This window comes from Burkholderia sp. Bp9142 (genome assembly GCF_003853415.1).
Classification (GTDB): Bacteria; Pseudomonadota; Gammaproteobacteria; order Burkholderiales; family Burkholderiaceae; genus Burkholderia.
Map to the genome: position 1 here is coordinate 56,221 of NZ_QTPP01000021.1, position 26,063 is coordinate 82,283.

At 68.7% G+C, this 26,063-nt stretch carries 26 protein-coding genes and 1 tRNA gene; 17 read left to right on the plus strand and 10 right to left on the minus strand.

The window, feature by feature from the left end; genetic code table 11:
- Positions 1-132: 132 nt before the first annotated feature.
- From moaA to DIE22_RS22480, 5 genes are all read left to right on the plus strand, one after another.
- A complete protein-coding gene (gene moaA, locus DIE22_RS22460) occupies positions 133-1,245 on the plus strand; it encodes a GTP 3',8-cyclase MoaA (protein ID WP_124500165.1) in 1,113 nt (370 codons plus the stop codon).
- A 28-nt stretch (positions 1,246-1,273) separates the two neighbouring features.
- The gene (mobA, locus tag DIE22_RS22465) at positions 1,274-1,891 is read left to right on the plus strand and encodes a molybdenum cofactor guanylyltransferase MobA (protein ID WP_124606125.1); all 618 of its coding nucleotides are present in this window, start codon (positions 1,274-1,276) and stop codon (positions 1,889-1,891) included.
- A 106-nt stretch (positions 1,892-1,997) separates the two neighbouring features.
- Positions 1,998-3,293, plus strand: a complete 1,296-nt coding sequence (gene glp / locus DIE22_RS22470) for a gephyrin-like molybdotransferase Glp (protein WP_124500167.1) — start codon at positions 1,998-2,000, stop codon at positions 3,291-3,293.
- Positions 3,294-3,330: 37 nt separating this feature from the next.
- On the plus strand, positions 3,331-3,606 hold the full coding sequence (locus DIE22_RS22475) for a hypothetical protein (protein ID WP_006476519.1): 276 nt from the start codon (positions 3,331-3,333) through the stop codon (positions 3,604-3,606).
- Entirely contained in the window at positions 3,603-4,088 is a 486-nt protein-coding gene (locus DIE22_RS22480) for a GNAT family N-acetyltransferase (protein WP_124500168.1), read from the plus strand. The genes DIE22_RS22475 and DIE22_RS22480 overlap by 4 nt, the downstream gene beginning before the upstream one ends.
- Positions 4,089-4,184: 96 nt before the next feature.
- Here the strand turns inward: DIE22_RS22480 and rmuC are convergent, their stop codons facing one another.
- From rmuC to pncB, 5 genes are all read right to left on the minus strand, one after another.
- Positions 4,185-5,663 carry a DNA recombination protein RmuC gene (rmuC, locus tag DIE22_RS22485; RefSeq protein WP_124500169.1) on the minus strand — a complete coding sequence of 493 codons (1,479 nt, stop codon included), beginning with the start codon at positions 5,661-5,663 and terminating at the stop codon, positions 4,185-4,187.
- Positions 5,660-6,649 carry a D-glycerate dehydrogenase gene (locus tag DIE22_RS22490; protein WP_124500170.1) on the minus strand — a complete coding sequence of 330 codons (990 nt, stop codon included), beginning with the start codon at positions 6,647-6,649 and terminating at the stop codon, positions 5,660-5,662. The genes rmuC and DIE22_RS22490 overlap by 4 nt, the downstream gene beginning before the upstream one ends.
- A gap of 81 nt (positions 6,650-6,730) precedes the next feature.
- Positions 6,731-8,161, minus strand: coding sequence for a sodium:proton antiporter (locus tag DIE22_RS22495; RefSeq protein WP_124500171.1), 1,431 nt, complete (start codon positions 8,159-8,161; stop codon positions 6,731-6,733).
- A 50-nt stretch (positions 8,162-8,211) separates the two neighbouring features.
- A complete protein-coding gene (locus DIE22_RS22500; protein ID WP_124606126.1) occupies positions 8,212-8,874 on the minus strand; it encodes a lactate utilization protein C in 663 nt (220 codons plus the stop codon).
- An 86-nt stretch (positions 8,875-8,960) separates the two neighbouring features.
- Positions 8,961-10,160: a nicotinate phosphoribosyltransferase gene (pncB, locus tag DIE22_RS22505; RefSeq protein ID WP_124606127.1), complete on the minus strand. Its 1,200-nt coding sequence runs from the start codon at positions 10,158-10,160 to the stop codon at positions 8,961-8,963.
- Between the two features lie 267 nt (positions 10,161-10,427).
- Here pncB and fdxA point away from each other — a divergent pair, with 267 nt between their 5' ends.
- From fdxA to DIE22_RS22550, 7 genes are all read left to right on the plus strand, one after another.
- Entirely contained in the window at positions 10,428-10,751 is a 324-nt protein-coding gene (gene fdxA / locus DIE22_RS22520; RefSeq protein ID WP_006753067.1) for a ferredoxin FdxA, read from the plus strand.
- A gap of 103 nt (positions 10,752-10,854) precedes the next feature.
- Positions 10,855-10,930: transfer RNA gene (locus tag DIE22_RS22525), tRNA-Asn, on the plus strand.
- Between the two features lie 107 nt (positions 10,931-11,037).
- Positions 11,038-11,523, plus strand: coding sequence for a CreA family protein (locus DIE22_RS22530; protein WP_124500175.1), 486 nt, complete (start codon positions 11,038-11,040; stop codon positions 11,521-11,523).
- 60 nt (positions 11,524-11,583) lie between these two features.
- Positions 11,584-12,531, plus strand: coding sequence for an AraC family transcriptional regulator (locus DIE22_RS22535; RefSeq protein ID WP_124606128.1), 948 nt, complete (start codon positions 11,584-11,586; stop codon positions 12,529-12,531).
- Positions 12,532-12,651: 120 nt separating this feature from the next.
- Positions 12,652-13,425 carry an AzlC family ABC transporter permease gene (locus DIE22_RS22540; RefSeq protein ID WP_124606129.1) on the plus strand — a complete coding sequence of 258 codons (774 nt, stop codon included), beginning with the start codon at positions 12,652-12,654 and terminating at the stop codon, positions 13,423-13,425.
- Positions 13,422-13,760, plus strand: a complete 339-nt coding sequence (locus DIE22_RS22545) for an AzlD domain-containing protein (protein WP_044844796.1) — start codon at positions 13,422-13,424, stop codon at positions 13,758-13,760. The genes DIE22_RS22540 and DIE22_RS22545 overlap by 4 nt, the downstream gene beginning before the upstream one ends.
- Positions 13,761-13,919: 159 nt before the next feature.
- On the plus strand, positions 13,920-14,696 hold the full coding sequence (locus tag DIE22_RS22550) for a DUF4088 family protein (protein WP_124500178.1): 777 nt from the start codon (positions 13,920-13,922) through the stop codon (positions 14,694-14,696).
- A gap of 117 nt (positions 14,697-14,813) precedes the next feature.
- Here DIE22_RS22550 and DIE22_RS22555 read toward each other — a convergent pair whose 3' ends face one another.
- Positions 14,814-15,224: a hypothetical protein gene (locus tag DIE22_RS22555; protein ID WP_124606130.1), complete on the minus strand. Its 411-nt coding sequence runs from the start codon at positions 15,222-15,224 to the stop codon at positions 14,814-14,816.
- Positions 15,225-15,504: 280 nt separating this feature from the next.
- Here DIE22_RS22555 and DIE22_RS22560 point away from each other — a divergent pair, with 280 nt between their 5' ends.
- From DIE22_RS22560 to fumC, 3 genes are all read left to right on the plus strand, one after another.
- Entirely contained in the window at positions 15,505-15,723 is a 219-nt protein-coding gene (locus DIE22_RS22560) for an RNA-binding S4 domain-containing protein (RefSeq protein ID WP_006753074.1), read from the plus strand.
- A gap of 129 nt (positions 15,724-15,852) precedes the next feature.
- Complete coding sequence (gene norM, locus DIE22_RS22565) at positions 15,853-17,241, plus strand: multidrug efflux MATE transporter NorM (protein ID WP_124606131.1); 1,389 nt, start codon at positions 15,853-15,855, stop codon at positions 17,239-17,241.
- A 219-nt stretch (positions 17,242-17,460) separates the two neighbouring features.
- Positions 17,461-18,855 (plus strand): class II fumarate hydratase, encoded by a 1,395-nt coding sequence (fumC, locus tag DIE22_RS22570; RefSeq protein ID WP_124500181.1) that lies wholly within the window; start codon positions 17,461-17,463, stop codon positions 18,853-18,855.
- A 54-nt stretch (positions 18,856-18,909) separates the two neighbouring features.
- On the opposite strand, the gene DIE22_RS22575 is transcribed toward fumC, so the two are convergent.
- Both DIE22_RS22575 and DIE22_RS38300 read right to left on the minus strand, forming a co-directional pair.
- A complete protein-coding gene (locus DIE22_RS22575) occupies positions 18,910-19,422 on the minus strand; it encodes an acyl-CoA thioesterase (protein ID WP_014897688.1) in 513 nt (170 codons plus the stop codon).
- Between the two features lie 144 nt (positions 19,423-19,566).
- The gene (locus DIE22_RS38300) at positions 19,567-19,704 is read right to left on the minus strand and encodes a hypothetical protein (RefSeq protein WP_185640666.1); all 138 of its coding nucleotides are present in this window, start codon (positions 19,702-19,704) and stop codon (positions 19,567-19,569) included.
- Positions 19,705-19,881: 177 nt separating this feature from the next.
- Here DIE22_RS38300 and DIE22_RS22580 point away from each other — a divergent pair, with 177 nt between their 5' ends.
- Positions 19,882-20,589 (plus strand): helix-turn-helix transcriptional regulator, encoded by a 708-nt coding sequence (locus DIE22_RS22580; protein ID WP_124500182.1) that lies wholly within the window; start codon positions 19,882-19,884, stop codon positions 20,587-20,589.
- A gap of 162 nt (positions 20,590-20,751) precedes the next feature.
- Positions 20,752-23,280, plus strand: a complete 2,529-nt coding sequence (locus tag DIE22_RS22585) for a DUF6600 domain-containing protein (RefSeq protein WP_124606132.1) — start codon at positions 20,752-20,754, stop codon at positions 23,278-23,280.
- A 108-nt stretch (positions 23,281-23,388) separates the two neighbouring features.
- Here the strand turns inward: DIE22_RS22585 and DIE22_RS22590 are convergent, their stop codons facing one another.
- Together DIE22_RS22590 and DIE22_RS22595 are read right to left on the minus strand one after the other, a co-directional pair.
- Entirely contained in the window at positions 23,389-24,360 is a 972-nt protein-coding gene (locus DIE22_RS22590) for a thymidylate synthase (RefSeq protein WP_124606133.1), read from the minus strand.
- A gap of 41 nt (positions 24,361-24,401) precedes the next feature.
- Positions 24,402-25,799: a sigma-54 dependent transcriptional regulator gene (locus tag DIE22_RS22595; RefSeq protein ID WP_124500185.1), complete on the minus strand. Its 1,398-nt coding sequence runs from the start codon at positions 25,797-25,799 to the stop codon at positions 24,402-24,404.
- Positions 25,800-26,063 lie beyond the last annotated feature (264 nt).

A 26,063-nucleotide genomic window follows, 5' to 3' on the forward strand; every position in this document is an offset into this window, starting at 1 on the left:
GCGGCGCATCGCCCGACCAGGAAAAGCCCGCCTCCGTGCGGGCTTTTTCATTTCCGCGCTGCGGGTTTCCGCCCACCGGCCCGGCCGGCCGCTTGCGGCTAAAATAGAGGCCTGGCTCGCACTTCTTTCAACATGTCCCGACGCATCATTCCTCTCGCCGACGTCAGCGGGATGCCGGATATCTCCGGCGTCGCGCACACTCCTGACGGCGCCCTGGCCGACACGTTCGCCAGGCCGCTGCGCGACCTGCGTATCTCGGTGACGGACCGCTGCAACTTCCGCTGCGTGTACTGCATGCCGCGGGACGTGTTCGACAAGGACTACCCGTTCCTGCCGCACAGCGCCCTGCTCACGCACGAAGAGATCGAGCGCGTGGCGCGGCTGTTCGTCGCACACGGCGTCGAAAAGATCCGGATCACGGGCGGCGAGCCGCTGCTGCGCAAGAACCTCGAATTCCTGATCGAGCGCCTCGCGCGCCTGACGACCCACGACGGCCGCCCGCTCGACCTGACGCTGACCACCAACGGCTCGCTGCTCGCGCGCAAGGCGCGCGCGCTGAAGGACGCCGGCCTCACGCGCGTGACGGTCAGTCTCGACGCGCTCGACGACACGCTGTTCAAGCGCATGAACGACGCCGACTTCGCGAGCGCCGACGTGCTCGACGGCATCTTCGCCGCGCAGGCCGCCGGCCTCGCGCCGGTCAAGGTCAACATGGTCGTGAAGCGCGGCACCAACGACGGCGAGATCCTGCCGATGGCCGAGCGCTTCCGCGGCACGGGCGTGATCCTGCGCTTCATCGAATACATGGACGTCGGCACGTCGAACGGCTGGAACATGGCCGAGGTGCTGCCGTCCGCGGACGTCGTCGCGCGGATCGCCGAGCAGTTCCCGCTCGTGCCGCTCGACCCGCACACCGCGGCGGAAACCGCGCAGCGCTGGGGCTACGCGGACGGCAGCGGCGAGATCGGCGTGATCTCGAGCGTCACGCAGGCATTCTGCGGCGACTGCACGCGCGCGCGGCTGTCGACCGAAGGCAAGCTGTATCTGTGCCTGTTCGCGTCGACGGGTCATGACCTGCGCGCCCTGGTGCGCGGCGGCGCCAGCGACGCCGAGATCGCGACCGCGATCGCCCGGATCTGGCAGGCCCGCACCGACCGCTATTCGCAGCTGCGCGGCAGCGCGGCCGCCGATACCGCGCCCGACGGAGCCGGCAAGCGCGTCGAAATGTCGTACATCGGCGGCTGACGCGCGCCGCCCGCCCCGACTTCCCGCGATGTCCGCTTCCGCCTCGCCCTCCATCGCCGGCCTGCTGCTCGCAGGCGGCCGTGCCACACGCATGGGCGGCGCCGACAAGGGCCTGCAGCTGCTCGACGGTACGCCGCTCGCGCTGCACGTGCTGCGCCGGCTCTCGCCGCAGGTCGACGAGACGCTGATCAGCGCGAATCGCAATGCCGATCGCTACGCCGAGCTCGGTGCGCCGTTCGACGCGCGCATCGTGCCGGACGAAACACCCGATTTCCCCGGCCCGCTCGCGGGCCTGCTCGCCGGCATGCGGGCAGCGCGCGCGCCGCTCGTCGCGTGCGCGCCGTGCGATACGCCCTATTTGCCGGCCGACCTCGTCGCGCGGCTGCACGCGGCGCTCGACGCGCAACAGGCCGACATTGCGATGGCGGTAACCGTCGACGCGCAGCACACGCGTTCGCCGCAGCCGACTTTCGCGCTGCTGCGCACGTCGCTTGCAGACGATCTCGCCGCAGGACTCGCGGCCGGCGAACGCAAAGTCCGTGCGTGGTACGCACGCCACAAGACGGTCGAAGTCGAGTTTCGCGACGAGCGTGCGTTTTACAATGCCAATTCCCGGCAGGAACTCGCCGCGCTGGCCCGCCGCTGACGGCACCGGCCTCCGTTCCCGCCCGCCGCATGCGCCTTCGCGCTCAGGCGCCCTCCGGCGCGCCACCGGCCACGAACCCGAAACGCCTTGCGGCGCAGTCCGACTGATGACCACGCAATCCTCGCCCGCCTCCCGAACCGCACCCGATTCCGCTGCCCCGCTGTCGCTCGCCGACGCGCAGGCGCTCGCATGCCGGTTCGTGGTGCCGGTCGACGCGTGCGACACGGTATCGCTGCATGACGCACTCGACCGCGTGCTTGCGGTCGACGTGAACGCGCCCTTCGACATTCCCGCGTACGACAACTCGGCGATGGATGGCTATGCGTTCGACGGCAGCGCAGGCGCGCCTGCAGCGGCCGCCGACATCACGCTGACGGTCGCCGGCACGGCGTTCGCCGGCCATCCGTTCGATGGCGCGGTGGCGCCCGGCGCGTGCATCCGCATCATGACCGGCGCGCCGATGCCGTCCGGATGCGACACGGTCATTCCGCAGGAACGCGTGCGCGTCGACGGCGGCGTCATCCGCTTCCCCGCGCACGATGTCGCGCGCGGCGCGAACTGCCGCCGGGCCGGCGAGGATCTCGCGCGTGGCGCGTGCGCGCTCGCCGCTGGCCGGATCCTGCGCCCGTCCGACCTCGGCCTGCTCGCCTCGTTCGGGTTGCGCGAAGTCACGGTGCGCCGCCGCGTGCGCGTCGCCGTGTTCTCGACCGGAGACGAACTGCGCGAACCCGGCGAGCCGCTCGACCGCGGCACGCTGTACGACAGCAATCGCGGGATGCTGATCGCGATGCTCGAACGGCTGCACATCGACGCCCTCGATCTCGGGATCGTCCGCGACGACCCGGCCGCGCTCGAACGCGCGCTGCGCGATGCCGTCGCCGCGCAGGCCGACGCGGTGATCACGTCGGGCGGCGTGTCGGTCGGCGAAGCCGATTTCACGCGCGACGTGATGGCGCGGCTCGGCGACGTGACCTTCGCAAGCCTCGCGCTGCGGCCCGGCCGGCCGCTCGCGTGCGGCACGCTCGCGCGCGCGGGCGACGCCGCCGGCCACGTGCTGTTCTTCGGGCTGCCCGGCAATCCGGTCGCATCCGCCGTAACGTTCTACGCGATCGTGCGCCCCGCGCTGCTGACGCTGGCCGGCGCACACACGTCGCCGCCGGCGACGTACACGGCGCTCAGCACGCAGGCATTGAAAAAGCGTCCGGGCCGCACTGAATACCTGCGCGCCGTCGCGACGCGCGCCGCCGACGGCCAGTGGCACGTCGCACCGGCCGGTTCGCAGAGCTCCGCCTCGCTGAGCGGTCTCGCGGCCGCCAACTGTTTCATCGTCCTGGGCCACGATTCCGCGGCAGTCGGCGCGGGCGCCCCGGTCGACATCCTGCCGCTTGACGGCCTGATCTGAATTCCAATCGGTATATCTCTACGGGGGCAATCCGCACATGAAGAAACAAATCTCGTCGATCGCCGCGGGACAGACCGCGAAGGCGCTGATCCTCGTCTACCTGACGTTCAGCGTGCCGATCGTGCTGCTCGGCATCCTGGTCGCGTACATCCGTTACGGGATGGTCGAGCTGAGCACGATCCTGAGCGCGCTGCTGCTGAACGCGATCCTCGGTTTCGTGCTGCTGTGGATCGCCTGCCACGCATACAACTGGGTCGCGTCGCGCTTCGGCGGCATCGAGATCGTGCTGTCCGATCCGCCGGAGGAAGCGTGAGCGGCACGCCGCTGATCCGCGCGGCCGAAGCGCGCGATGTCGGCGCGATCCTCGCGCTGATGCGCGAGCTGGCCGAGTTCGAGAAGCTCACGCACCTGTTCGTCGCGAGCGACGCCGATCTCGCCGACGCGCTGTTCGGCGAACGTCCCGCCGCCGAAGCGCTGGTGGCCGAGCGCGACGGCGCGATCGTCGCGTATGCGCTGTTCTTCCACAACTATTCGACGTTCCTCGGCCGTCGCGGCCTGTATCTCGAGGATCTGTACGTGCAACCGTTGCAGCGCGGCACGGGCCTCGGCACCGCGATGCTGCGGCAGCTCGCGGCACTCGCCGTCGAGCGCCGCTGCGGACGCTTCGAATGGTCGGTGCTCGACTGGAACCAGCCGGCGATCGACTTCTACGAGAAGATGGGCGCGACCGTGCTGCCGGACTGGCGCATCGTGCGCGTAACCGGCGACGCGCTGGACACGCTCGCCGCACGCTGAACGCGTGCCGGCCCCGCCGGTCGCTGCCTTAAAGGAAAACGGGCGCCGCGGCGCCCGTTTTTCGTTCCAGCCGGTTGCACCCGCACCCGTCATGCGTCATACATCATCCGCATCGGCGCCGTCCGCACCTTCCGCGCCGAGCAGCCCGGCCGCCGTATCGCCCGGCAGCGCCTCGACCTGCTTCAGCTTGCGGTTCATCACGCGGGTGCGCTGCTCGGCCGCCTCGATCGAGCGCGTGACCGTTTCGAGCTGCGCCTTCGTGCGCGCGAGCACATCGCCGAACTTGCCGAACTCGGTCTTCACCGCACCGAGAACCTGCCACACTTCGCTCGAGCGCTGCTCGATCGCGAGCGTGCGGAAACCCATCTGCAGGCTGTTCAGCAATGCGGTCAGCGTGGTCGGCCCCGCCACCGTCACGCGATAGTCGCGCTGCAGCTGGTCGGTCAGCCCCGGGCGACGCAGGATCTCCGCATAGAGCCCCTCGGTCGGCAGGAACAGCAGCGCGAAATCGGTCGTATGCGGCGGCGCGACGTACTTCTCGGCGATCGTCCTCGCCTCCATCCGCACGCGCGCTTCCAGCGCACGGGCCGCTTCCTCGACCGCCACCGAATCGGCGCGTTCCTGCGCGTCGATCAGGCGCTCGTAGTCCTCGCGCGGAAATTTCGCGTCGATCGGCAGCCACACCGGCGGCGCGTCGCGCGTGCCGGCGTCGCGCCCCGGCAGCCGGATCGCGAACTCGACGCGTTCGCCGCTCTTCGGCACCGTCGCGACGTTCTTCGCGTACTGGTCGGGCGTGAGCATCTGCTCGAGCAATGCCTCGAGCTGCACCTCGCCCCAGGTGCCGCGCGTCTTCACGTTGGTCAGCACCTTCTTCAGGTCGCCGACGCCGGCCGCGAGCGTCTGCATCTCGCCGAGCCCGCGGTGCACCTGCTCGAGCCGGTCCGACACGAGCTTGAATGATTCGCCGAGCCGCTGCTCGAGCGTCGCATGCAGCTTCTCGTCGACGGTGCGGCGCATCTCTTCGAGCTTCGCCGCGTTGTTCGTCTCGATTTCCTTCAGCCGCTGCTCGAGCGTCGCACGCACTTCGCCGATCCGGCGATCGTTGGCCTCGGTCAGTTGCGTGAGCTGCCGGTTCAGCGTGTCGCCGAACAGCCGCAGCGCGACCGTCTGCTCTTCGCGCGCCTGCTGCGCCTGGCGCTGGGCGCTCTCGCGCATCGCGTCGAACTGCTGCGCGTTGCCGGCGACGAGCTTGCCGAGCTGTTGCGCGAAACCTTCGATCTGGTTGTTCTGCACGGTCGCGATGCTCGTCAGCTGCGTCGCGAGCGTCTGCTGCAGCTGCGAGAAACTGCCGGCCAGCTCGGTGCGCGAGCCGCGCGCGTTCTCGACGATCTCGCCGCGCAGCTCGCGTTCGAGCCGCTCGACCGCGAGCGCCTGTGCGTGCGCGGCGTCCTCGATCTGGTCGCCAAGCACAGCCGCATCGTCGTGGCGGCCGCCGCCGCGCACGATCGCGACGACCGCCACCGCAAGCGCGACGGCCAGCAAGACAACCGCCGCCAGCAACAACATCGTCGTCATGCGCGCGGCTTCCCGATCACGTCAGGGTTGATCGGGTTCGGCGGCTGCCCTGCGCGCGGCCCTTCGCCCAGCGCGGCGATCAGGTTGTCGGCCGCGAGGTCCGCCATCGCGCGGCGCGTCTTCTCGGTCGCGCTCGCGATGTGCGGCGTCAGCACGACGTTCGGCACCTCGAGCAGCGCCGGATGGACGCTCGGCTCGCCTTCGTACACGTCGAGGCCGGCCGCGGCGATCGTCCCGGCACGCAGCGCGGCGGCCAGCGCCGCGTCGTCGACGATGCCGCCACGCGCGATGTTGGTCAGCGTCGCGGTCGGCTTCATCTTCGCGAGCTCGGCTGCGCCGATCGTGTGATGGTTCTCCTTCGTGTACGGCAGCACGAGCACGACGTGATCGGCGCGCGCCAGCAACGCGTCCTTCGATACGTATTCGGCGTTCAGCTCGGCCTCGATCTCGGGGGCAACCCGCGACCGGTTGTGATAGATCACCTGCATCCCGAAGCCGCGCGCGCGGCGTGCAAGCGCCTGGCCGATGCGCCCCATTCCGATGACGCCGAGCGTCGAGCCGTAAATGTCGCTGCCGAGGAACCCGTCGTACGCCCACTTCTGCCAGTGCCCCGCGCGCAGCCAGTGCTCGGATTCCGCGATCCGGCGCGCGGCGGCCATCATCAGCGCCCAGCCGAAATCCGCGGTCGACTCGTTCAGCACGTCGGGTGTGTTGGTGCCGAGCACGTTCGCCGCGTTGAACGCGGCCATGTCGAAGTTGTTGTAGCCGACCGCCATGTTCGACACGACGCGCAGGCGCGGCGCCGCCGCCAGCGCGGCCGCGCCGACCGGATCGCCCGCCGTCAGCGCGCCGTCCTTGTCGGCGAGACGCGCGGCGAGCGCATCGGCGGCGAGCGCGTCGCCGTTGTTCCAGTCGACTTCGAAATACTGCTCGAGCCGCTCGATCACGTCCGGAAAGATCGGACGTGCGACCAGGATCTTCTGCATCGCCATCTCCGCATGCCGCGACCGGAACGCGGCGCAGCATGCGCCGCCGGAACCGTCCGCGCTTGATTGAAAATCGTCAGACTAAGCCGTGAAGAAAATCCACGACGTCAGCAGGAATACCGGTACCAGCACCACGAACGCCCAGCCGAGATACGCGAAGAAGCTCGGCATCTTCACGCCGCGCGACTCCGCGATCGCCTTCACCATGAAGTTCGGCGCATTGCCGATGTAGCTGTTCGCGCCCATGAACACCGCCCCTGCGGAAATCGCGGCGAGCGTCGTCGCACCCGTCGTCATCAACGATTGCGCGTCGCCGCCCGCGAGGTTGAAGAACACGAGGTAGGTCGGCGCGTTGTCGAGGAACGACGACAGCAGGCCGGTCGCCCAGAAGTACATCGCGTCGATCGGCTTGCCGTCGGGCCCCGTGACGAGATGGACGATCTGCGCGAATGCACCGTCCGAACCCGCGCGCAGGATCACGATCACCGGCGCGATCGTCACGAAGATCCCGGCGAACAGCTTCGCGACCTCCTCGATCGGCGCCCAGTTGAACGCGTTGCCCTCGCGCGCCGAGCGCGGCGTCAGCGCGAGCGATGCGAGCGCCACGACGACGAGCGCGACGTCGCGCACGAGATTCTGCAGCGCGACGTGCGTGCCCCACACGTCGAACGTGATGTCCGGTTTCCAGATACCGCTCATCAGCACGAGGCCGATCACGGCCGCGAGCAGCACGAAGTTGACCTTGCCGTCGATCGACAGCGCGGCATCGTCGGGCGTCGGGTCGAGCGCGGCCGGCCGCTCCTCGCCGCCCTTGCGGTAGAAGTACGTATCGAGCACGAAGAACAGCGCCAGCAGCACCGCGCAGATGAACAGCATCGGCAGCGCGAGATGCGTGGTCGTCCAGAAGAAGCTTACGCCGTTCAGGAAACCGAGGAACAGCGGCGGATCGCCGAGCGGCGACAGCGAGCCGCCCGCGTTCGCAACGAGGAAGATGAAGAAGATCACGACGTGCACGACATGCTTGCGGTTATCGTTCGCGCGCAGCAGCGGGCGGATCAGCAGCATCGCGGCGCCCGTCGTGCCCATCACGCTCGCGAGCAGCGTGCCGAGCGCGAGGATCGCCGTGTTCAGCTTCGGCGTGCCGTGCAGGTTGCCGTTTACGCAAATGCCGCCGGCGACCGTATAGAGCGCGGTCAGCAGCACGATGAACGGGATGTACTCCTCGAGCAGCGCGTGCACGAGCGTGCCGAATGCCGTGCCCGCGCCGAACGCGACCGAGAACGGGGCCAGGAACGCGATCGCCCACGCCGCGGCGATCTTGCCGAAATGGTGATGCCAGAACACCGGGGCGACGAGCGGAAACACCGCGATGGACAGCAGGACCCCGGCGAACGGGATGCCCCAGAGTGCGGACAGCGTGGCACCGTCGAGCGTGGCGGCCGATGCGAACGCGGGAACGGCGCCAAGCGCGGCTCCCGACGCCATGCCCGCCCAGGCGGCATGTCGTTTCATGCAGAACTTCCTTGTACAAGTGAGTCGAGTGAGGATGGATCGGGCGCGCGTCATGCGCCGCGCACGATGATCGCGTGAACGCGGTACGGGCCGTGCGCGCCCAGCACGATGGTCTGCTCGATATCGCCCGTGCGCGACGGGCCCGATACGAAATTGACCGCGCGCGGCAGTTCGCCGCGCTCCGCGCGAATCAGCGCGAATGCGTCTTCATGGCCCGCGACGATCCGCGACGCCGGCACGATCGCGATGTGCGTCTCCGGCAGCAGCCCGGCCGATGCATAGGTGTCGGGGCCGGACAGCAGCACCAGCGAACCCGTTTCGGCGGTCGCGCAGAAGCAGCCGGTCAGCCCGACGAGGTCGCCGTCGCGCGGCTTGCGGCATTCGACCGACAGGCCCGCGCCGGCCCAGTCGAGCTCGGCCAGCGTGCGCCATGCGACGGCCTGCATCGGCAGGCCGTGTGCGGAAAGATAGCGGGCAGCGGCGGCGGGCGCATCGGCCAGAGTCGCGACTTCGTCGACCGTCGTCGACAGGCGCGCCGCTTCATCGACGAATGCGGCGACGAGGTCGGCCGGCATCGGCGGGCGCGGCCCCTCGGGATGGCGGGCGAGATAGTCGGTGACGCCGTCGCGCTCCGTTGCATCGGGTTCGGGCGCGCGTCCTTGCGCCGCGCGAATGCGTGCGAGGATCTGGCGACGGGCAGCGGAAGTGTCCATGAACGGTCCTCGTGACGTTGGCGTGCGATACCGTCGGATTATACCGGCCGCCCTCGCCGCGACGCACCTGGCCGGATGGCCGACGCCTACTGCGATGCGTCGTCGTCGACCGGCTGCGCGATGCCGAACACCTGGCGCAAGTATGCGAGATACGCCTTGTCATCGCACATGCTCTTGCCCGGCGAATCCGACAGCTTTGCAACCGGCTGCCCGTTGCAGCGGACCATCTTGATCACGATCTGCAGCGGCACGTAGCCGAGATCGTTCGTGAGGTTGGTGCCGACGCCGAACGCAAGCTTGCAGCGGCCGCGGAACCGTTCATACAGTTGCATGACCTTCGGGATGTCGAGCGCGTCCGAGAACACGAGCACCTTGGTGCGCGGGTCGCAGCGGTTCGCCTCGTAGTGGCGCAGCATGCGCTCGCCCCACTCGAACGGATCGCCCGAATCGTGGCGCGCGCCGTCGAACAGCTTGCAGAAGTACATGTCGAAGTCGTTCAGGAACGCGTCCATCCCGTAGACGTCCGACAGCGCGATCCCGAGGTCGCCGCGATACTCCTTCGCCCACATCTCGAAACCGTAGGTCTGCGAATCGCGCAGCCGCGGGCCGAGCGCCTGGCAGGCCTGCAGGTATTCGTGCGCCATCGTGCCGAGCGGCGTCAGGTCGTGCTTCATCGCGTAGAACACGTTGCTCGTGCCCGCGAACTGCGGCCCGAGCCCGTCGCGCAGCGTCAGCGCGACCTCCTCGTGCCACACCTTCGAGAAGCGCCGGCGCGTGCCGTAGTCGGCGATCTTGCAATCGGCGAACTCGGGCTTCGCGCCGAGCAGCTTGACCTTCTCGCGCAGCCGCTCGCGGCCTTCGCGATAGTCGGGCTCGCGCTGCGTATTGCGGAAATAGACCTCGTTGACGATCGCGAGCACCGGGATCTCGAACAGGATCGCGTGCAGCCACGGCCCCTCGATCACGATGTCGATCTCGCCGCTGCCCTTCGGCGAAGGCGTGATCGAGATGTATTTCTCGTTCAGGTGGAACAGCGCGAGAAAGTCGACGAAATCGCTCTTGATGAAGCGCATGCGCCGCAGGTAGTCGAGTTCGACGTCGGTGAAGCGCAGCGAACAGAGACCGCGCACCTCGTCGCGGATCTCGTCGATGTACGGCACGAGATCGACGCCGGGCGTGCGGCACCGGAACCGGTACTCGACGTTTGCGGCAGGAAAGTGATGCAGGACGACCTGCATCATCGTGAACTTGTAGAGATCCGTGTCGAGCAGCGAAGTGATGATCATGATTACGGCACCGCCAATATCGTGACAGGGCCCCGGCGCACCGCGCGCCGCCCGGTCTGTCGGCCATGTTACCCGAATGCGGGCCCGACCATCGTGAAACCGTCCCTGCCCGGCACCGGCGCGGCATCCGCCGTCAGCCCCATAAACTAATCACGAAACGATATAAGCCGGAAAGCCGACCACGTCATGCGGGTTTTGCGCTTCAGTTACAATGCCGCTTTTGGCGCAAACGCCACCCCATATATACCGCCAAGCAGGAGCGTTTTGATGACTCACGTTGTGACCGAAGGCTGCATCAAGTGCAAATACACGGATTGCGTGGATGTGTGCCCGGTGGATTGCTTCCGTGAAGGTCCCAACTTTCTCGCCATCGATCCGGACGAGTGCATCGACTGCGCCGTGTGCGTCGCCGAGTGCCCGACCAATGCGATCTATGCCGAAGAAGACGTTCCGGGCGACCAGCAGCAGTTCACCGAGTTGAACGCCGAGCTCGCGAAGAACTGGCCGTCGATCACGAAGACCAAGCCGGCGCCGGCCGACGCGGACGAGTGGAAGGACGTGCAGGAAAAGCTGCACCTGCTCGAGCGCTGATCGCGCGGCGGCGCCGCAAAAATTTTTGTGCACCGCGGCCCAAAGGTGTTGACAGGTTAGCCACCACTCCATACAATCTCGTTTCTCTGCTGTTGTTGTTTGTTCCCCGATAGCTCAGTCGGTAGAGCGCCGGACTGTTAATCCGTAGGTCCCTGGTTCGAGCCCAGGTCGGGGAGCCAGACAGCGAAAGGCCCGTCATGCGACGGGCCTTTTGTTTTTCCGGCGCCCGTCGGGCACCGCCGCGCATGCTAGAGTCTCTGTCCCGCATTCGCATCCGGTTCCGTCGATGAAGCACCGCCCCCTTTCCGCCGCGCCGCTCGCCCTCCTGCTTTCCGCCTTTGCCGCCGCGCCGCTCGCGCACGCGGAGGAAGTCGGCAGCGTCAACACCCATTTCCGCGTGACGGGCTCCGACCGCGTGGTCGTCGAAGCGTACGACGATCCACTCGTGACGGGCGTCACCTGCTACGTGTCGCGTGCGCGCACCGGCGGGATCAAGGGCACGCTCGGCGTCGCCGAGGATCCGAGCGAAGCGTCGATCGCGTGCCGGCAAGTCGGCCCGCTCAGCTTCAAGGAGCCGCTCAAGCAGCAGACCGACGTATTCAGCGAACGGATGTCGTTCATCTTCAAGACGCTGCACGTCGTGCGCGTGGTCGACAAGAAGCGCAACACGCTCGTCTACCTGACCTACAGCGACCGCATCGTCAGCGGCAGCCCGAAGAACGCCGTCACCGCGGTGCCGATGCCGGCCGGCACGACGATTCCGGTCAAGTAAGCCCGCGCCTGCCGGGCGCGCGAGCGCTACACTGTCGATTCGACCGCCCCGCGCCCGACCATGTCCGCCACCCGCCTTCCCGACTCCGCACGCTACTGGCGCACGCCGCTGCTGCCGGATGCGGATCTGCTCACGGCTACCTATCGCGATCATACGTTCGCGCCGCACTGGCACGACGCGTACACGATTCCCGTGATCCTCGAGGGCGCGGAGCGCTACACGTGTCGCGGCAGCGGCCATGTCGCCGAAACAGGCACCGTGCCCGTGATCAATCCCGGCGAAGTGCACACCGGCTCGCGCGCGACCGACGAAGGCTGGTGCTATCGCGTGAGCTATGTGCCGGTCGACTACATTCGCGCACTCGCCAGCGCGATCGCCGGCCGGCCGCAGGATGCGCCGTGGTTCCCGTCCGACGTGATCCGCGACACCGATCTCGCCGCGCGGCTCGCACTGGCCCACCGGATGATGGAGGCCGGCAGCGAACGCATGCCGTCCGCCCACCCGCATGGCCAGCCGGTCGATGACGTTCCGGCGGCCGGCGTTCCGGCGGCCGGCGTTCCGGCGGCCGGCGCTCCGGGGACCGGCGCACCGCGCGCCTACGATCCGCTCGCCGCCGAAACGGCGATGCTCGATGCGCTGTCGACGCTGATCGCACGCCATGCCGACGCGCGGCTGCAGCCCGCGGTGCTCGCGGCCGACGAGCCGCGCGTCGATGCGATGCGCGAACGGCTCGCCGCCGATCTCACGTGCACGGTCACGCTCGACGACGTCGCGCGGGCCGCCGGCCTGTCGCCGTTTCACGCAGCACGCCTGTTCACCCGCACGACCGGGATGCCGCCGCATGCGTGGCGCAACCAGTTGCGGCTGCAGCGCGCGCTCGCGCCGTTGCGTGCGGGCGTGCCGATTGCCGACGTCGCCGCGGCCAGCGGCTTCGTCGACCAGAGCCATTTCACGCGACATTTCAAACGGATGTTCGGCGTGCCGCCCGGACGCTGGCAGGCGCGCTGACGCGCGCGCTCCCCCCGCATTCGACAACACGCGACTGCCGGCCCGCAGGTTGCGCCTCCGGCACCCGCGGGCGCAAGAACATACAAGCCGCCGCGACATCGGCCCGCTATCCTCCATTTCATGGAGAAGCGTCCCTTGAATCCCACCCCCGCACCATCGCCCCCGCCTCGCCGTCCGTTCAACGAATGGCTCGACGGCGCACGCGACACGATCCCGATGATGATCGGCGCGGCGCCGTTCGGCGTGATCTTCGGCACGCTCGTCGGCGGCGGCCCGCTCGCCGCATGGCACGGCGCGCTGATGTCGCTCGCGGTGTTCGCGGGCTCCGCGCAGTTCATCGCGCTCGGCCTGATCGCCGGCAGCGCGAGCTTCGTCGTCGTGCTCGCGACGACACTGATCGTGAACCTGCGTCACCTGCTGTACAGCGCGACGCTCGCGCCGCACGTCGCGCACCTGCCGCTGCGCTGGCGCGCGACGCTCGGCGCACTGATGACCGACGAGGTGTTCGCGGTCGCCGACGCGCACTACCGGCACTTCCCGCCCGGTGCGATCGGCCCCCACTACTTCCTCGGTTCGGGCCTCGCGATGTACCTGAACTGGCAGGTCTGGACGCTCGCGGGCATCGGCTTCGGCGCGGCCTTCCCGGGCCTGCAGTCGCTCGGCCTCGATTTCGCGATGGCGGCGACCTTCATCGCGATCGTCGTCCCGCAGCTCGGCACGCTGCGCTATCTCGCGGCCGCGGCGACCGCCGGCACGCTCGCATACTTCTGGCAGGGCTGGCCGTACAAGCTCGGCTTGCTGGGCGCGGTCGCCGCCGGCGTCATGATCGGCGTCGCGCTCACGCTGATGCACGAGCGCTCGCGCGCCGGTTCACGCACGGAGGCCGCCTCGTGAGCTACGCGCTGTTGATCCTCGGGATGGCCGTGATCACCTATGCGATCCGGACGACGCTGTTCCTGTTCGGCGAGCGGCTGACCTTCCCGCCGCTCGTACGGACCGCGCTCGGCTTCGTGCCCGTCACCGTGCTGACCGCGATCATCGTGCCGATGACCGTCTCGCCGCACGGCGGCACGGCCGAGCTGACCTGGCGCAATCCGCAGCTCGTCGGCGCGCTCGCCGCCGTACTGGTGTCGGCGACGACGCGCCGGCCGCTCGTGACGATCGCGGTCGGGCTCGCGGTGTTCTTCTTCTGGCAAGGGGTCGTGATGCCGCACTGGCTGCCGGCCTGAGCGAACTTCACCGGCCGCGCTCAAGTTTCCGTCCGGCGCGCCGATAAAGGGGATGAAGATCCGCCATCGGCCTCGGCGCGAACCGGTCCGTCGACGCTGCGCCCGTACCGGTGCACGGCGTCGGGCGCCGGCACGCGCGGGCCGCCATCGAGACGACCCATGGGCCAGATCACCCTTTCCCTCAAGGACGACACGCTTGCGTCCCTGCGCAAGGACTACGACGCGTTCGTGCGCGTATCGCTGAAACTCGACCCGCAGTTCGCGACGCCGTCGTTCGAGGATTTCCTGCGCGCCAAGCTGCTCGACAACATGGTGCCGCTGACCGAGCATGCCGTGCAGCGGATGCTTGAAGGCGGCCAGTACGCATGGGCGAAACGCGCGCTCGACAAGGAATTTCCGGACGTCGTCGCGATCCTGATGCGACAGGCCGGCGAATTCGGCTTCGGCTTCGCGTCGCGCTCCGAATGGACGCCCGACGAGCTCGCGAAGGCGTGCCGCGACTGGGCCAAGGCGATCGTCGCCGAAGCGCAGGGCGACGCGTCGCTCGTGGATCCGCTCGCCGCGCAGATCAAGAGCGCGGTGCACGACATCCAAGCGCTCGAGGAAATGATGCAGACGCCCGCGTGGCGGCTCGCGGAATCGCTGCGCCAGCGCGTCTACGAGGCAAAGCTCGCGTGCGAGATGAGCGTCGGCAGCGCCGCGCGCGACAAGCTCGGCGAACTGCGCGGCCTGCTGCGGCTCGGACTCGCGCACGGTTCGTTCCAGAAACAGGAAGCGCAGCAGATCATGGAATACCTGCGGCTACTGAAGCCCGAGATCTTTGTCGACGAGCCGTACGACGTATTCGCGCGGCTCGCCGCGTGGCTGCGCAGCGTGTTCGCGCCGTCCGCCATGCGGCCGGCGCCCGGACCGGGGCCGGAACAGCGCCGGCCATGACGGCCCGCCCCCGCGAATGAAGAACGGCCCGGTTCGCGCGAAGCGAACCGGGCCGCCGTTCGATCGCCGTCACGACGCGCCGTCCGGGGCGAGCGTCGTGCGGCAGTCGGGCACCGCTTACTGCGTGGCGCCCGAGGCCGATGCACCGCCCTGCACGCCGGCCGACGCGCTGCCTTCGGCCGCCTCGTCGCCCACCTTCGACTTCGCCGAGCCTGCATGGTGCTTGGCCGACTTCGTCGCATGCTTCGCGTGCTTCTTGACCGAGTGGACCGACGACGCCGCCGTATCCTTCGCGCCGTCGGCTGCCGCACCCACCGCATCGGTCGCGCCGCCGACCGCATTGCCCGACGCGTTCGCGCCGGCTCCGCCTTGCATCGCCGCGTCGGCACCTGCCCCTGCTGCCGGCGCCTGCATCTGCACGCCGGCGCCCGCGGCGCCCTGTGTCGCGACGCCCGTCTGCGCAAATGCGGCCGAAGTGGCGAACGCCGTCAGCGCGGCACCGATCAGCATCGTACGAATCCTGGACATGACAATCCTCCTCAAGAAGTTGTGGGCGCGGAGCGCATCGATACGCTCCGTCGCGTCCCCTGCCGCAACACGCAGCAGGTACGACGAAAGACCCGCGGGCCGCCCGGCAGGTTCTCGAATCTCTCAGACTGTTACCCACCGTTTCATTTGCTGACGAATCGCTCACAGTCCTTAACAACTGCGGCGCGCGAGCCTGAACGAACGTCCGCGCTCGCGCGCCAGGCCGCCGTGCCGTATGATGCGGGGCGATTCCTCCCGCGCATCGCGCGCTTCCTTCGTCATGCCCAATCTGGATTTCACGCTGACCGGCGAATACGTCGAACTGCACAACCTTCTCAAGATCACCGGCCTCGCGGACAGCGGCGGCACCGCGAAGATGTTCGTCGCGTCCGGCGCGGTGAAAGTCGACGGCGTGGTCGAGCTGCGCAAGACCTGCAAGATTCGCGCGGGCCAGGTCGTGCTGTTCGGCGATACGCGGATCGCGGTTCACGACGCATAGCGGTTCCCCCTGACCGTGACATGGCCATCGGCGCACGCGTTCGACACCGTTCGAATAAAGCCGTAAGCTAACCGTCTCTCAAAATAAATACAGACAGCGCGGGCCTGCACCCGCGCGAGCGCCCATTCCATGTCGCATTCCGGTCTTACGCGGACGGCCGCCGCGCCGCCGTCCCTGTCCAGTCATGCCGCCGATACCGCACGCCTCGCCGCGCCGCTCGCGATCGCGCAGCTCTCGCAGATGGCGATGAGCGTCACCGACACGGTGCTGCTCGGCTCGCTCGGCCCCGATTCGCTCGCGGCGGGCGGCCTCGGCGCGAACTTCTTCTTCGTCATCGTGACCGTGCTGCAGGGCGTGCTGTCGTCGGTGAGCGTGAGCGTCGCCCATGCGCGCGGCGCGCAGGCTGAGGATCGCGTGCCCCACATCTACTGGACCGGCTTCGTACTGTCCTTGCTGCTCGCGATTCCGGCGATCGTCGCGCTGTCGCTGTCCGAACCGATCCTGCTGATGTTCCACGAGCCGCCGGCGCTCGCGCGTCATGTCGGCGAATACACCGGCATCCTGCGGTTCGCGGCGCTCGGCAGCCTGATCGGCGTCGGGCTGATGCGCGCCTTCCTGCCCGCGATCGGGGCCGCACGGCGCCTGCTGTGGGTATCGATCGGCGGCGTCGGGGTCAACGGCGTGCTGAATTACGGGCTGATCCACGGCGCATTCGGCTTGCCGCGGCTCGGCTTCCTCGGCTCGGCGGTCGCGACGACCATCACGATCTGGCTCACCGCGCTTGCGCTGATCTGGCTGCTGCACGGCCGCCAGCGGTTCCGCCACTTCGTGACCGCCGCCCGCCCGAAACTGCCCGTGATGGGCGAGCTGATCGGCATCGGCTGGCCGGTGGCGATCACGTACGGGGTCGAATCGATGCTCTTTCTCGCCACCGGCCTGACCATCGGCGTGCTCGGTGCGACGTCGCTTGCCGCGCACCAGATCGCGCTGAACGTCGCGTCGGTCGCGTTCATGGTGCCGCTCGCGATCGGCCAGGCCGCCAACGTGCGGGTCGGCTACTGGGTCGGCGCCGGCGAGCCGGTCGCCGCGCGGCATGCGGGCTTCGTCGCGCTCGGCCTCGGCGTCGCGTTCATGTCGCTGTCGGGGCTCGTGCTGATCGTCGCGCCGCATGCGATCGTCGGCCTGTACCTGCACCTCGACGACCCGGCCAACGCGGCGACGGTATCGCTTGCGGCGTCGCTGCTCGGCATCGCCGCGGTGTTCCAGATCGTGGACGGGATGCAGACTGTCGCGTCGGGCGCGCTGCGCGGGCTGCGTGATACGCGTATCCCGATGCTCGCGGCGACCCTCGGCTACTGGGGCATCGGCTTCCCGACCGGTTACTGGCTGGCGTTCCATGCGGGCCTCGGCGCACGCGGCCTGTGGTGGGGACTCGCGGCGGGCCTCGCCAGTGTCGCCGTGCTGATGGCATGTCGCTTTCACATGAAGACCGCGTCGCTCATCGCATCGACGCACTGAACGCGACACGACGCAAAATCGCCGCCGGCGCTATGCTAGGGCCTGCTCGCGCGCATAACGGGCTTGCGCTGGCCGCGAATGATTTTTTCACCTCAGGGGAACGTGCGTTGCCGGCCCTGCGCTGAAGACCCAGGACGCCGCGCCAGCGGCGCGACCGCCTCACGATACGCCAGACGCCGCGCGACGCGCGGCCTTTCCCCTTCCCAAGAGGAGTGCATCATGAACGAAGCAGTTCGGATGGAACGCGACACGTTCGGCGAGATCGCCGTGCCGGCCGACCGGCTCTGGGGTGCGCAGACCGAGCGCTCGCTGCAGAATTTCCGGATCTCGACGGAGAAGCAGTCGCCCGAGCTGATCCACGCGCTCGCGATCGTCAAGCGCGCCGCGGCCGCCGTGAACCAGTCGCTCGGCGTGCTGGCCGACGACAAGGCCCGCGCGATCATCGACGCGGCCGACGAGATCATCGCGGGCAAGCATCCGCGCGAATTCCCGCTCGCCGTGTGGCAGACGGGCTCCGGCACGCAGACCAACATGAACCTCAACGAGGTGATCGCGAACCGGGCGAGCGAGCTGCTCGGCGGCGAGCGCGGCGAAGCGCGCAAGGTCCACCCGAACGACGACGTGAACCGCGGCCAGTCGTCGAACGACGTGTTCCCGACCGCGATGCACGTCGCGGCCGCCTACGCGATCGTCAACCACCTGCTGCCCGCGCTGCGTACGCTGCGTGCGACGCTCGACGCGAAGTCCAGGGCCTTCGCCGACATCGTGAAGATCGGCCGCACGCACCTGCAGGACGCGACGCCGCTCACGCTCGGGCAGGAATTTTCCGGCTATGTCGCACAGCTCGACCAGGGCGTCCGGCACGTCGAGTCGGCGCTGCCGCACCTGTACGAGCTCGCGCTCGGCGGCACCGCCGTCGGCACCGGGCTGAACGCGCACCCGGAGTTCGCGGTGCGCGTCGCCGACGAGATCGGCCGGCTGACGAAGCTGCCGTTCGCGACCGCGCCGAGCAAGTTCGAGGTGATGGCCGCCGCCGACGCGCTGGTGTTCGCGCACGGCGCATTGAAGACGGTCGCGGCCGGCCTGATGAAGATCGCCAATGACGTCCGCTGGCTCGCGAGCGGGCCGCGCTGCGGGCTCGGTGAACTGTCGATTCCGGAAAACGAGCCGGGCAGCTCGATCATGCCGGGCAAGGTGAACCCGACGCAGTCGGAAGCCGTGACGATGCTGTGCTGCCAGGTGTTCGGCAACGATGTCGCGGTGAACGTGGGGGGCGCCAGCGGCAACTTCGAGCTGAACGTGTTCCGGCCGATGATCGCGCACAACGTGCTGCAGTCGGTGCGGCTGCTCGCCGACGGCGCGCAGAGCTTCAACGACCACTGCGCGGTGGGCATCGAGCCGAACCGCGCGCGCATCGACCTGCTGCTGAACGAATCGCTGATGCTCGTGACGGCGCTCAATCCGCACATCGGCTACGACAAGGCCGCGCAGATCGCGAAGAAGGCACACAAGGAAGGCACGACGCTGAAGGCCGCCGCGCTCGCGCTCGGCTACCTGAGCGAGGCGGAATTCGATGCGTGGGTGCGCCCCGAAGAGATGACCGGATCGCGGTAATCGGGAATTTGACGCGATGACGGGTGCGGCGCGAACGCGCGGCGCCCGTTGCCGTCAGACAGTGCCCTTCGCCACTTCCTCGGGCTTCATCTCGACGATCTTGTCGAGCGCGGCACGCACGTCGGCTGCATACTTCGCGAGCACCTTCTGCTCGTCGGTCTCGGGCACGAACGGCGGCACCGGCACCGGGTTGCCGTTCTCGTCGACCGCGACGAACACGACGAGGCAGTCGGTCGTCTGGCGCAGCACGCCGCCCTTCGGATCGCCGGCATGCACGGACACATGGATGTGCATGCTGGTGCGGCCCGTCGCGACGACGCGCGCCTTCAGCTCGACCAGGTTGCCGACGAGGATCGGTCGCTGGAAGCGGATATTGCCGACGCTGACCGTCACGCAATAGCGGCTCGACCAGACTGCCGCGCACGCATACGCGACCTCGTCGATCCACTTCATCAGCGCGCCGCCGTGCACCTTGCCGCCGAAATTCACGGACGACGGCTCGGCGAGGAAGCGGAATACGGTTTCGGTGCGGTCGAGGGCAGCCGGTACGGGGGACGGTTGGGACATCGTGGTAGCTCCAGGCGGCGGGGTACTGCGATCGGCGCATTATACGTTGCACTGCGGCAACTCGTCGCAGTACCCGCCGCGCGGCCGCGACCGCCCGCCGATCCACACGTTGAACCCGGCATCGGCTCCGGAAACCGGCGCCCGTCAGCGGCGCACCGTGATTCCCTGATCGATCGTCCCGTACATCTCGAGGCTGCCGCCCCGCTCGCCGGCGCCCGCGCCGCCCTGCGCACAGGCCGCGCAGACGAGCGCGGCCGCCAACAGGCAGAAAATCGTCTTCATCGTTGCATCGTGTCGCATCCGGCGGCCCACTGCCGCCGTGTCCGGCCATTCTACGCGTGCGCCGCCGGCGGTCGCGGCCGTACGCGCCCTGCCCGCATCCGACATTTCATCCGGACACGAAACATCGAATGTGCGCAGCGCCTACACTGCAGTCATTCCGCCCGACGAGACACGACGATGACCGACCCAGACGACCACCACTTTCCGGGCCTGAGCCGGATCGGCGCACTGATCGCCGACCCGGGGCGCGCCGCGATGCTATGGGTGCTGATGGACGGCAGCGCGCGGCCGGCCGGCGAACTGACGATGATCGCGGGGTTGTCGCCGTCCGCCGCGAGCGCGCACCTCGCGCGCCTGACCGAAGGCGGCATGCTCGCGCTCGAGGTACGCGGCCGGCACCGCTACTACCGGCTCGCGTCGGCCGACATCGCGGCGTCGCTCGAGGCGCTCGCGAACGTGGCCCGCGCGGCCGCGCCGAACCGTCCGGTGCCGCCGCCGTCGCGCACGGTACCGGCCGAGCTGCGCTATGCGCGCACCTGCTACGACCACATGGCCGGCGAACTCGCGGTCCGCATCTTCGACGGGCTCACCGCGCGCGGCTGGCTGCGCGCGGACGGCGATGCGATCGAGACCACCGAGCTCGGCGCACAGGCGCTCGCGCGCTGGGGCATCGACGTCGCGCAGCAGCGCGCGCGCCGGCGCCGCTTCGCATGCGGCTGCCTCGACTGGAGCGAGCGCCGCGCGCATCTCGGCGGCGCACTCGGCGCGGCACTGCTCGACAGCTTCTGCGCCCACGGCTGGATCGAGCGCACTGCACGGCCACGCGTGCTGCGGGTCACCGTGCCCGGACAACAGGTTTTCGACGACTGGCTTACGTCCGCTTGACACGCGCATTGCGGCCGGACGACAACGACGCGCGATGGACAGGTTTTGTTACATCGCGTGCCATTCGATTTACAAAACACCGAGCACTGAAACAGGCCAAGCGGATATTGTGAACTGGACGGCACGAATCGACGCGCCGCGATAACGACGAAGACGCTCATCATGGCCTCCCTGTTCACGCTCAAGCGAACCTCCCGCTGCACGCTGCTCGCGTTTGCCGCGCTGGCGACCCTGCCCTCCGCATTCGCGCAAGCGACACAGGCCGCGCCGTATGCGACCGCCGCCCGGCAGCCGGGCGGCGGCGATCCGCCGAGCCGCGTCGCCCGGCTCAACTACATGTCGGGTGCCGTGACAACGGAGCCGGCCGGCACCGATACGTGGTCGTACGCCGCCGTGAACCGGCCGCTGACGACGGGCGACCAGCTGTGGAACGACGCCGGCGCGCGCTCGGAGGTGCACATCGGCTCGACGGCGGTGCGACTCGGCGAATCGACGAGCCTGTCGGTGCTCAACCTCGACGACACGACGACGCAACTGAAGGTCGGACTCGGCACCGTCTCGACACACGTGCGCGATCTGCCGTCCGGCGGGTCGTACGAAATCGATACGCCCAACCTCGCGCTCGGCATCACGGGCCCCGGCGACTATCGCGTCGATGTCGCGCCGAACGGCGCGAGCACGACGGTCACCGTGCGCAGCGGCAGCGCGACCGTCTACGGCAGCAACGGGCAGTATCCGCTGTCGCCCGGGCAGCAGGTCGTGTTCACCGGCACCGATCTGCAGGTCGCGCAGCAATCGGCCGCGCCGCCCCCCGATGCGCTCGACCAGTGGGCCGCCGGCCGCGATGCGGCCGAGCAGCGCTCGGTGTCGGCCCGTTACGTCTCGCGCGACGTGCCCGGCTACCAGGACCTCGACGCGAACGGCACGTGGCGCGAAACCCCGAATTACGGTGCGGTCTGGGTGCCGAACGACACGCCGGCCGACTGGGCACCGTATCACGACGGTCACTGGATCTGGCAGGCGCCGTGGGGCTGGACGTGGGTCGACGATGCGCCGTGGGGCTTCGCGCCGTACCACTACGGCCGCTGGGCCTATGTGGACGACAGCTGGGCGTGGGTGCCCGGTCCGATGGTCGTCAGCCAGCCGCCCGTCTATGCGCCGGCGCTCGTCGCGTTCGTGGGCGGCGGCGGCGGTCCCGACTGGAGCGTCGCGCTGACGGTCGGCGGCGTCGCGGCAGCCGGCTGCGCATGGTTCGCACTCGGCCCGGGCGAACCGTGGCATCCCGGCTGGGGCGGCTGGAGCCCGCATTACTACGATCGCGTGAACCGGAACATCGTGGTGAACAACGTCACAGTGAACAAGACCGTGAACGTGACGAACATCACCAACATCACGAACATCAACAAGACGTACATGAACTTCCGCGCGCCGCACGCGATCACGGCCGTGCCGGCGTCCGCGTTCGTGCACGGCCAGCCGGTCGCACACTTCTCGCAGCACGTCGATCCGCGGCAATGGCGCAATGCGCACGTGATGCCGGGCACGCCCGGCATTGCGCCGGTGCGCCAGAGCTTTACCGGCGGATTGCGCACGGCCAGCCACCGTCCACCGGCGTCGATCGGCCAGCACACGTTCGTCGCAACGCGCAATCCGGCGGTGCCGGCCGCATATCGCGACCAGGCGGCCGCCCATCTCGCACGGCAAGGCCAGCACGTGTCGGGCGCGGGCGCGCCCGTCGTCAGGACCAGCGTGCCGGCCGACTATACGGCTCGCCCGGTTCGCGTGCCGGGCAATCCGAAAGCCGGTGCATGGGCGATGCGCAACGTGCAGCTCGTGAATCCGCACGGCCCCGTCGTGCAACCGGCGCACGCGCCGCACGAAGGCCAGCCGGCCCCGGCACAGGCTGCACGGCCCGGTGCACCGATGCCGGTCGTGCCGAATGGCGCGCGACCGATGAACGGCGAAGCTCCCAATGCACCGCGCTTCGCCAACGGCGCGCCGCCACAGGCGCCGGGTAATCCGGCTCCGCATCAGGCCTTGGGCCCGGGGAATGGCGTCCCGCATCCGCCGACGGCCGGCAACGAACCGACCGGGCGCGACCACGCGCATGCAGCCGCGGCGCCCGCCCCTGTCTGGATGCAGCCGCACACGCCGATGGAGCGTCAGCGCCCGACGCCGCCGGCCGCGCTCCACGCAGCGGGCCAGAATGCGTTGCCGCCCGTGCGCGGCGCGGCGCCGGCCCCGCATCCGGAAGGCGCGCCCGGAACGCAGCCCGGCGCGCGGCAGGAAACGCCGCGCGCGTTGCCGCAACCGCGACTCGACACGACCGCGCAGATTCCGCAGCCGCGTCCGCGCCCCGATTTCTCCGCACCGGCCCAGCATGCGCAGCCGCGTCCGGAGCGGGCTGCTCCGGCGCCGCGACCGCGCCCCGACTTCGCGCAACCAGCACCGCACCGCGAAATCGCACCGCCGCGTGTGAACGAATCCCGCCCGCCCGCGGTGCATGAAATGCCGCGACCGCAGGCCCCGCGGATGGAGCCGCGACCGTCGATGCCCGCGCCGCGCATGGACCCTCGACCGTCGATGCCCGCACCGCACATGGAACCGCGGCCGCAACCGGCGCCGCATGTCGAGGCGCCGCACCCGAGCAATCCGCCACCCGGCGGTCACGACGAGCGGCGCCATCAATGACCGTCGCCCGATGAAGCAAATAGGCCCGACCGGCAGGTGTGCCGGTCGGGCCTTCTTCATTCTGCCGGGGGCGGTCGCGCAACCCGTTCCGCCAGCGGACGCCGCTGCTCAGACTGCCATCGGCGCCGTCAGCGGCTCATGGTGCCGGTAGCCGACGAGCGAGAAATCGGACGGCTCGATCTGCTCGAGCCATTCGGGCGCATACACGCCCGTCTTCGCGTAGTCCGGCACGCGCTCGGCGATCTCGAGCCGCGGGCTCTCGTACGGCTCGCGCGTGAGCTGCTGCTGCAGCATGTCGAGCTGGTTCTCGTAGATGTGCGCGTCACCGATGAAATACGTGAACCAGCGCGGCGTGTAGCCCGTCAGCCGGCCGACGAGCGACAGCAGCGCGGCGCCTTCCGTCAGGTTGAACGGCGTACCGAGCCCGACATCGTTGCTGCGGATGTACAGGCACAGCGAAATCTCGCGCTTCGTGACGTTCGGCAGGAACTGGTACAACAGATGGCACGCGGGCAACGCGATCTGGTCGAGTACGGCCGGATTCCATGCGTGAAACAGAATGCGGCGGTCGGCCGGGTTCTCCATGATCGTGTCGAGACACTGGCGCAACTGGTCGATCGCCTTGTACAGCAGCACCTTCGGCGCACCGTCCTCGTCGAAGCGCGTAACGATCCGGAAACCGCGGCGCGTCGCGTCGGCGATCTGCGCATCGGCGCCCGCGTCGAGCACCTTGTAGCCGGGCCACTGGCGCCATTGCACGCCATACACGTCGCCCAGGTCGTCGACGCCCTGGCGATACGGATTCGCGAGCCAATGAGCGTTGTCGTTCGCGTTCGCATCCCACACCTTGCAGCCGAGCGCGCGGAAATCGGCCGCGCTGCGCGACGCGCGCAGGAAACCGACCAGTTCGCCGATCGCGGACTTGAACGCGAGCTTCTTGGTCGTCACGGCCGGAAAACCTTGCTGCAGGTCGAACCGCAGCATCGCACCGGGCATGCTGATGGTGCGGATGCCGGTGCGGTTCTCCTGCCAGGTGCCGGTGTCGAGGATGGTGCGAACGAGATCGAGGTACTGTTTCATGCGGGTTCCTTCGGCCGCGAGGGCGGCCGTACCCGCCAATTTTAGCAAGCGTGATGCGGAACCTCCGGCAACGGCGCCGAAAACCCTCCCATCGGGTCGCCGCGATCGCGCATTCCGTGCGCGCACATCAGCCTGTAGAGCGTGACACGCGACACGCCGAGCTCGCGCGCGGCATCGGCGAAACGGCCGCGGTGACGCAGCAGCGCCTGCTCGATCGCCTGCCGTTCGGCCGCTTCCCTCGCCTCGGTGAGCGAGACAGGCGCCAGTATCGCGAATTCGTTGAGTTCGAGATCGGCCGCGGTAATCATCCTGCCCTCCGACATCACGATCGCGCGGCGCACGCGATTGATCAGCTCGCGCACGTTGCCCGGCCACGAATAGCCGTACAACGCGGCAATCGCGTCGGGCGAGAAGCCGCGCAGGCGGCGATGCGCATCGCCCTTGAAACGCTCGAGCATGTGGCGCGCCAGCAGCTCGATATCCTTGCCGCGCGCGCGCAGCGGCGGCTCCTCGATCTTCAGCACGCACAAGCGATGGAACAGGTCCTCGCGGAAACGCCCTTCGCGCAGCGCCGTTTCCATGTCCACGTGCGTCGCGCAGATCACGCGCACGTCCACCGGCACCGATACATGCGCGCCGAGCCGCTCGATCTTGCCTTCCTGCAGAAACCGCAAGAGGCTCGCCTGGCTCTCGAGCGGCAGGTCGCCGATCTCGTCGAGAAACAGCGTGCCGCCGTTCGCGGCCTCGACGCGGCCGATCTTGCGCTGGTTCGCGCCCGTAAACGCGCCGCGCTCATAGCCGAACAGTTCGGCCTGCAGCAGCGTCGACGGAATCGCACCGCAGTTGATCGCGACGAACGGTGCGTGCGCGCGCGCCGAGCGCTCGTGAATCGCGACGGCCGTCAGTTCCTTGCCGGTACCCGATTCACCGGAGACGAACACCGGCGCATCGGTCGTCGCGACACGCCGGATCGTCCTGAAGAGCCCGAGCATCGCGTCGCAGGTGCCGACCATCTCGCCTTCGGCGCGCCCGGCGCCGACAGGCGACGCCACCGGATCGGTCAGCGCGACCATGCCATGCGCATGGCCGACGGTCTCGACGATGCGCGACGTCTCGTACGGCATCGTCACGTAGTCGAAGCAATAGTCACGAATGAGGTGTCGCAGCGTGGCGTCCTGCAACTGGCCACGCCGGGTCGCCGCGATCCAGCCGATGTGCTGGATGCTCAGACACGCTTCGAGTTCGCGCAGATCCGCGGGCCTGAAACCCGGCGAGAAATCGAGCAGGCCGGCGGATGCCACGCCGTGCTGCACGACACGCCGCACGTCGCGTGCGCTTTCCGCGAGATCGACGCGCCACCCGCATTCGTCGAAATGCCCGCGCAACGCGTCGTTCGGTTCGCGCGAGAAATAGATCACATGCCGCTGATCGGCTCCCATATGCCCACCCCGTTCATCAACCGTCTAACGATTGCCGCGCACGCCAGTCGCGTGCGAAAAGGATCGAATCGGATCGAATCGGGTCAGCCGAAGCGGCTCGATTCGCCATGCCGATGCGCGGCAACGACAAGCCTCGCATGATGGCGCTTATCTCGCGTCCAGTTATTTTTTGACCAAGACAGCTTGGTTATAGGCGCCGAACAAGACAAACCGATTGCGGCGCGAATGGGCGAGCGGTCTCATCGCTCAGTGGTCGACGTACAT

What these genes read in the sequence shown, in the direction of transcription:
- moaA (WP_124500165.1), top strand. Translation starts at nt 133, where the DNA reads ATGTCCCGACGCATCATTCCTCTCGCCGACGTCAGCGGGATGCCGGAT.
- mobA (WP_124606125.1), top strand. Translation starts at nt 1,274, where the DNA reads ATGTCCGCTTCCGCCTCGCCCTCCATCGCCGGCCTGCTGCTCGCAGGC.
- glp (WP_124500167.1), top strand. Translation starts at nt 1,998, where the DNA reads ATGACCACGCAATCCTCGCCCGCCTCCCGAACCGCACCCGATTCCGCT.
- DIE22_RS22475 (WP_006476519.1), top strand. Translation starts at nt 3,331, where the DNA reads ATGAAGAAACAAATCTCGTCGATCGCCGCGGGACAGACCGCGAAGGCG.
- rmuC (WP_124500169.1), bottom strand. Translation starts at nt 5,663, where the DNA reads ATGACGACGATGTTGTTGCTGGCGGCGGTTGTCTTGCTGGCCGTCGCG.
- DIE22_RS22490 (WP_124500170.1), bottom strand. Translation starts at nt 6,649, where the DNA reads ATGCAGAAGATCCTGGTCGCACGTCCGATCTTTCCGGACGTGATCGAG.
- DIE22_RS22495 (WP_124500171.1), bottom strand. Translation starts at nt 8,161, where the DNA reads ATGAAACGACATGCCGCCTGGGCGGGCATGGCGTCGGGAGCCGCGCTT.
- DIE22_RS22500 (WP_124606126.1), bottom strand. Translation starts at nt 8,874, where the DNA reads ATGGACACTTCCGCTGCCCGTCGCCAGATCCTCGCACGCATTCGCGCG.
- pncB (WP_124606127.1), bottom strand. Translation starts at nt 10,160, where the DNA reads ATGATCATCACTTCGCTGCTCGACACGGATCTCTACAAGTTCACGATG.
- fdxA (WP_006753067.1), top strand. Translation starts at nt 10,428, where the DNA reads ATGACTCACGTTGTGACCGAAGGCTGCATCAAGTGCAAATACACGGAT.
- DIE22_RS22530 (WP_124500175.1), top strand. Translation starts at nt 11,038, where the DNA reads ATGAAGCACCGCCCCCTTTCCGCCGCGCCGCTCGCCCTCCTGCTTTCC.
- DIE22_RS22535 (WP_124606128.1), top strand. Translation starts at nt 11,584, where the DNA reads ATGTCCGCCACCCGCCTTCCCGACTCCGCACGCTACTGGCGCACGCCG.
- DIE22_RS22540 (WP_124606129.1), top strand. Translation starts at nt 12,652, where the DNA reads ATGGAGAAGCGTCCCTTGAATCCCACCCCCGCACCATCGCCCCCGCCT.
- DIE22_RS22550 (WP_124500178.1), top strand. Translation starts at nt 13,920, where the DNA reads ATGGGCCAGATCACCCTTTCCCTCAAGGACGACACGCTTGCGTCCCTG.
- DIE22_RS22555 (WP_124606130.1), bottom strand. Translation starts at nt 15,224, where the DNA reads ATGTCCAGGATTCGTACGATGCTGATCGGTGCCGCGCTGACGGCGTTC.
- DIE22_RS22560 (WP_006753074.1), top strand. Translation starts at nt 15,505, where the DNA reads ATGCCCAATCTGGATTTCACGCTGACCGGCGAATACGTCGAACTGCAC.
- norM (WP_124606131.1), top strand. Translation starts at nt 15,853, where the DNA reads ATGTCGCATTCCGGTCTTACGCGGACGGCCGCCGCGCCGCCGTCCCTG.
- fumC (WP_124500181.1), top strand. Translation starts at nt 17,461, where the DNA reads ATGAACGAAGCAGTTCGGATGGAACGCGACACGTTCGGCGAGATCGCC.
- DIE22_RS22575 (WP_014897688.1), bottom strand. Translation starts at nt 19,422, where the DNA reads ATGTCCCAACCGTCCCCCGTACCGGCTGCCCTCGACCGCACCGAAACC.
- DIE22_RS38300 (WP_185640666.1), bottom strand. Translation starts at nt 19,704, where the DNA reads ATGAAGACGATTTTCTGCCTGTTGGCGGCCGCGCTCGTCTGCGCGGCC.
- DIE22_RS22580 (WP_124500182.1), top strand. Translation starts at nt 19,882, where the DNA reads ATGACCGACCCAGACGACCACCACTTTCCGGGCCTGAGCCGGATCGGC.
- DIE22_RS22585 (WP_124606132.1), top strand. Translation starts at nt 20,752, where the DNA reads ATGGCCTCCCTGTTCACGCTCAAGCGAACCTCCCGCTGCACGCTGCTC.
- DIE22_RS22590 (WP_124606133.1), bottom strand. Translation starts at nt 24,360, where the DNA reads ATGAAACAGTACCTCGATCTCGTTCGCACCATCCTCGACACCGGCACC.
- DIE22_RS22595 (WP_124500185.1), bottom strand. Translation starts at nt 25,799, where the DNA reads ATGGGAGCCGATCAGCGGCATGTGATCTATTTCTCGCGCGAACCGAAC.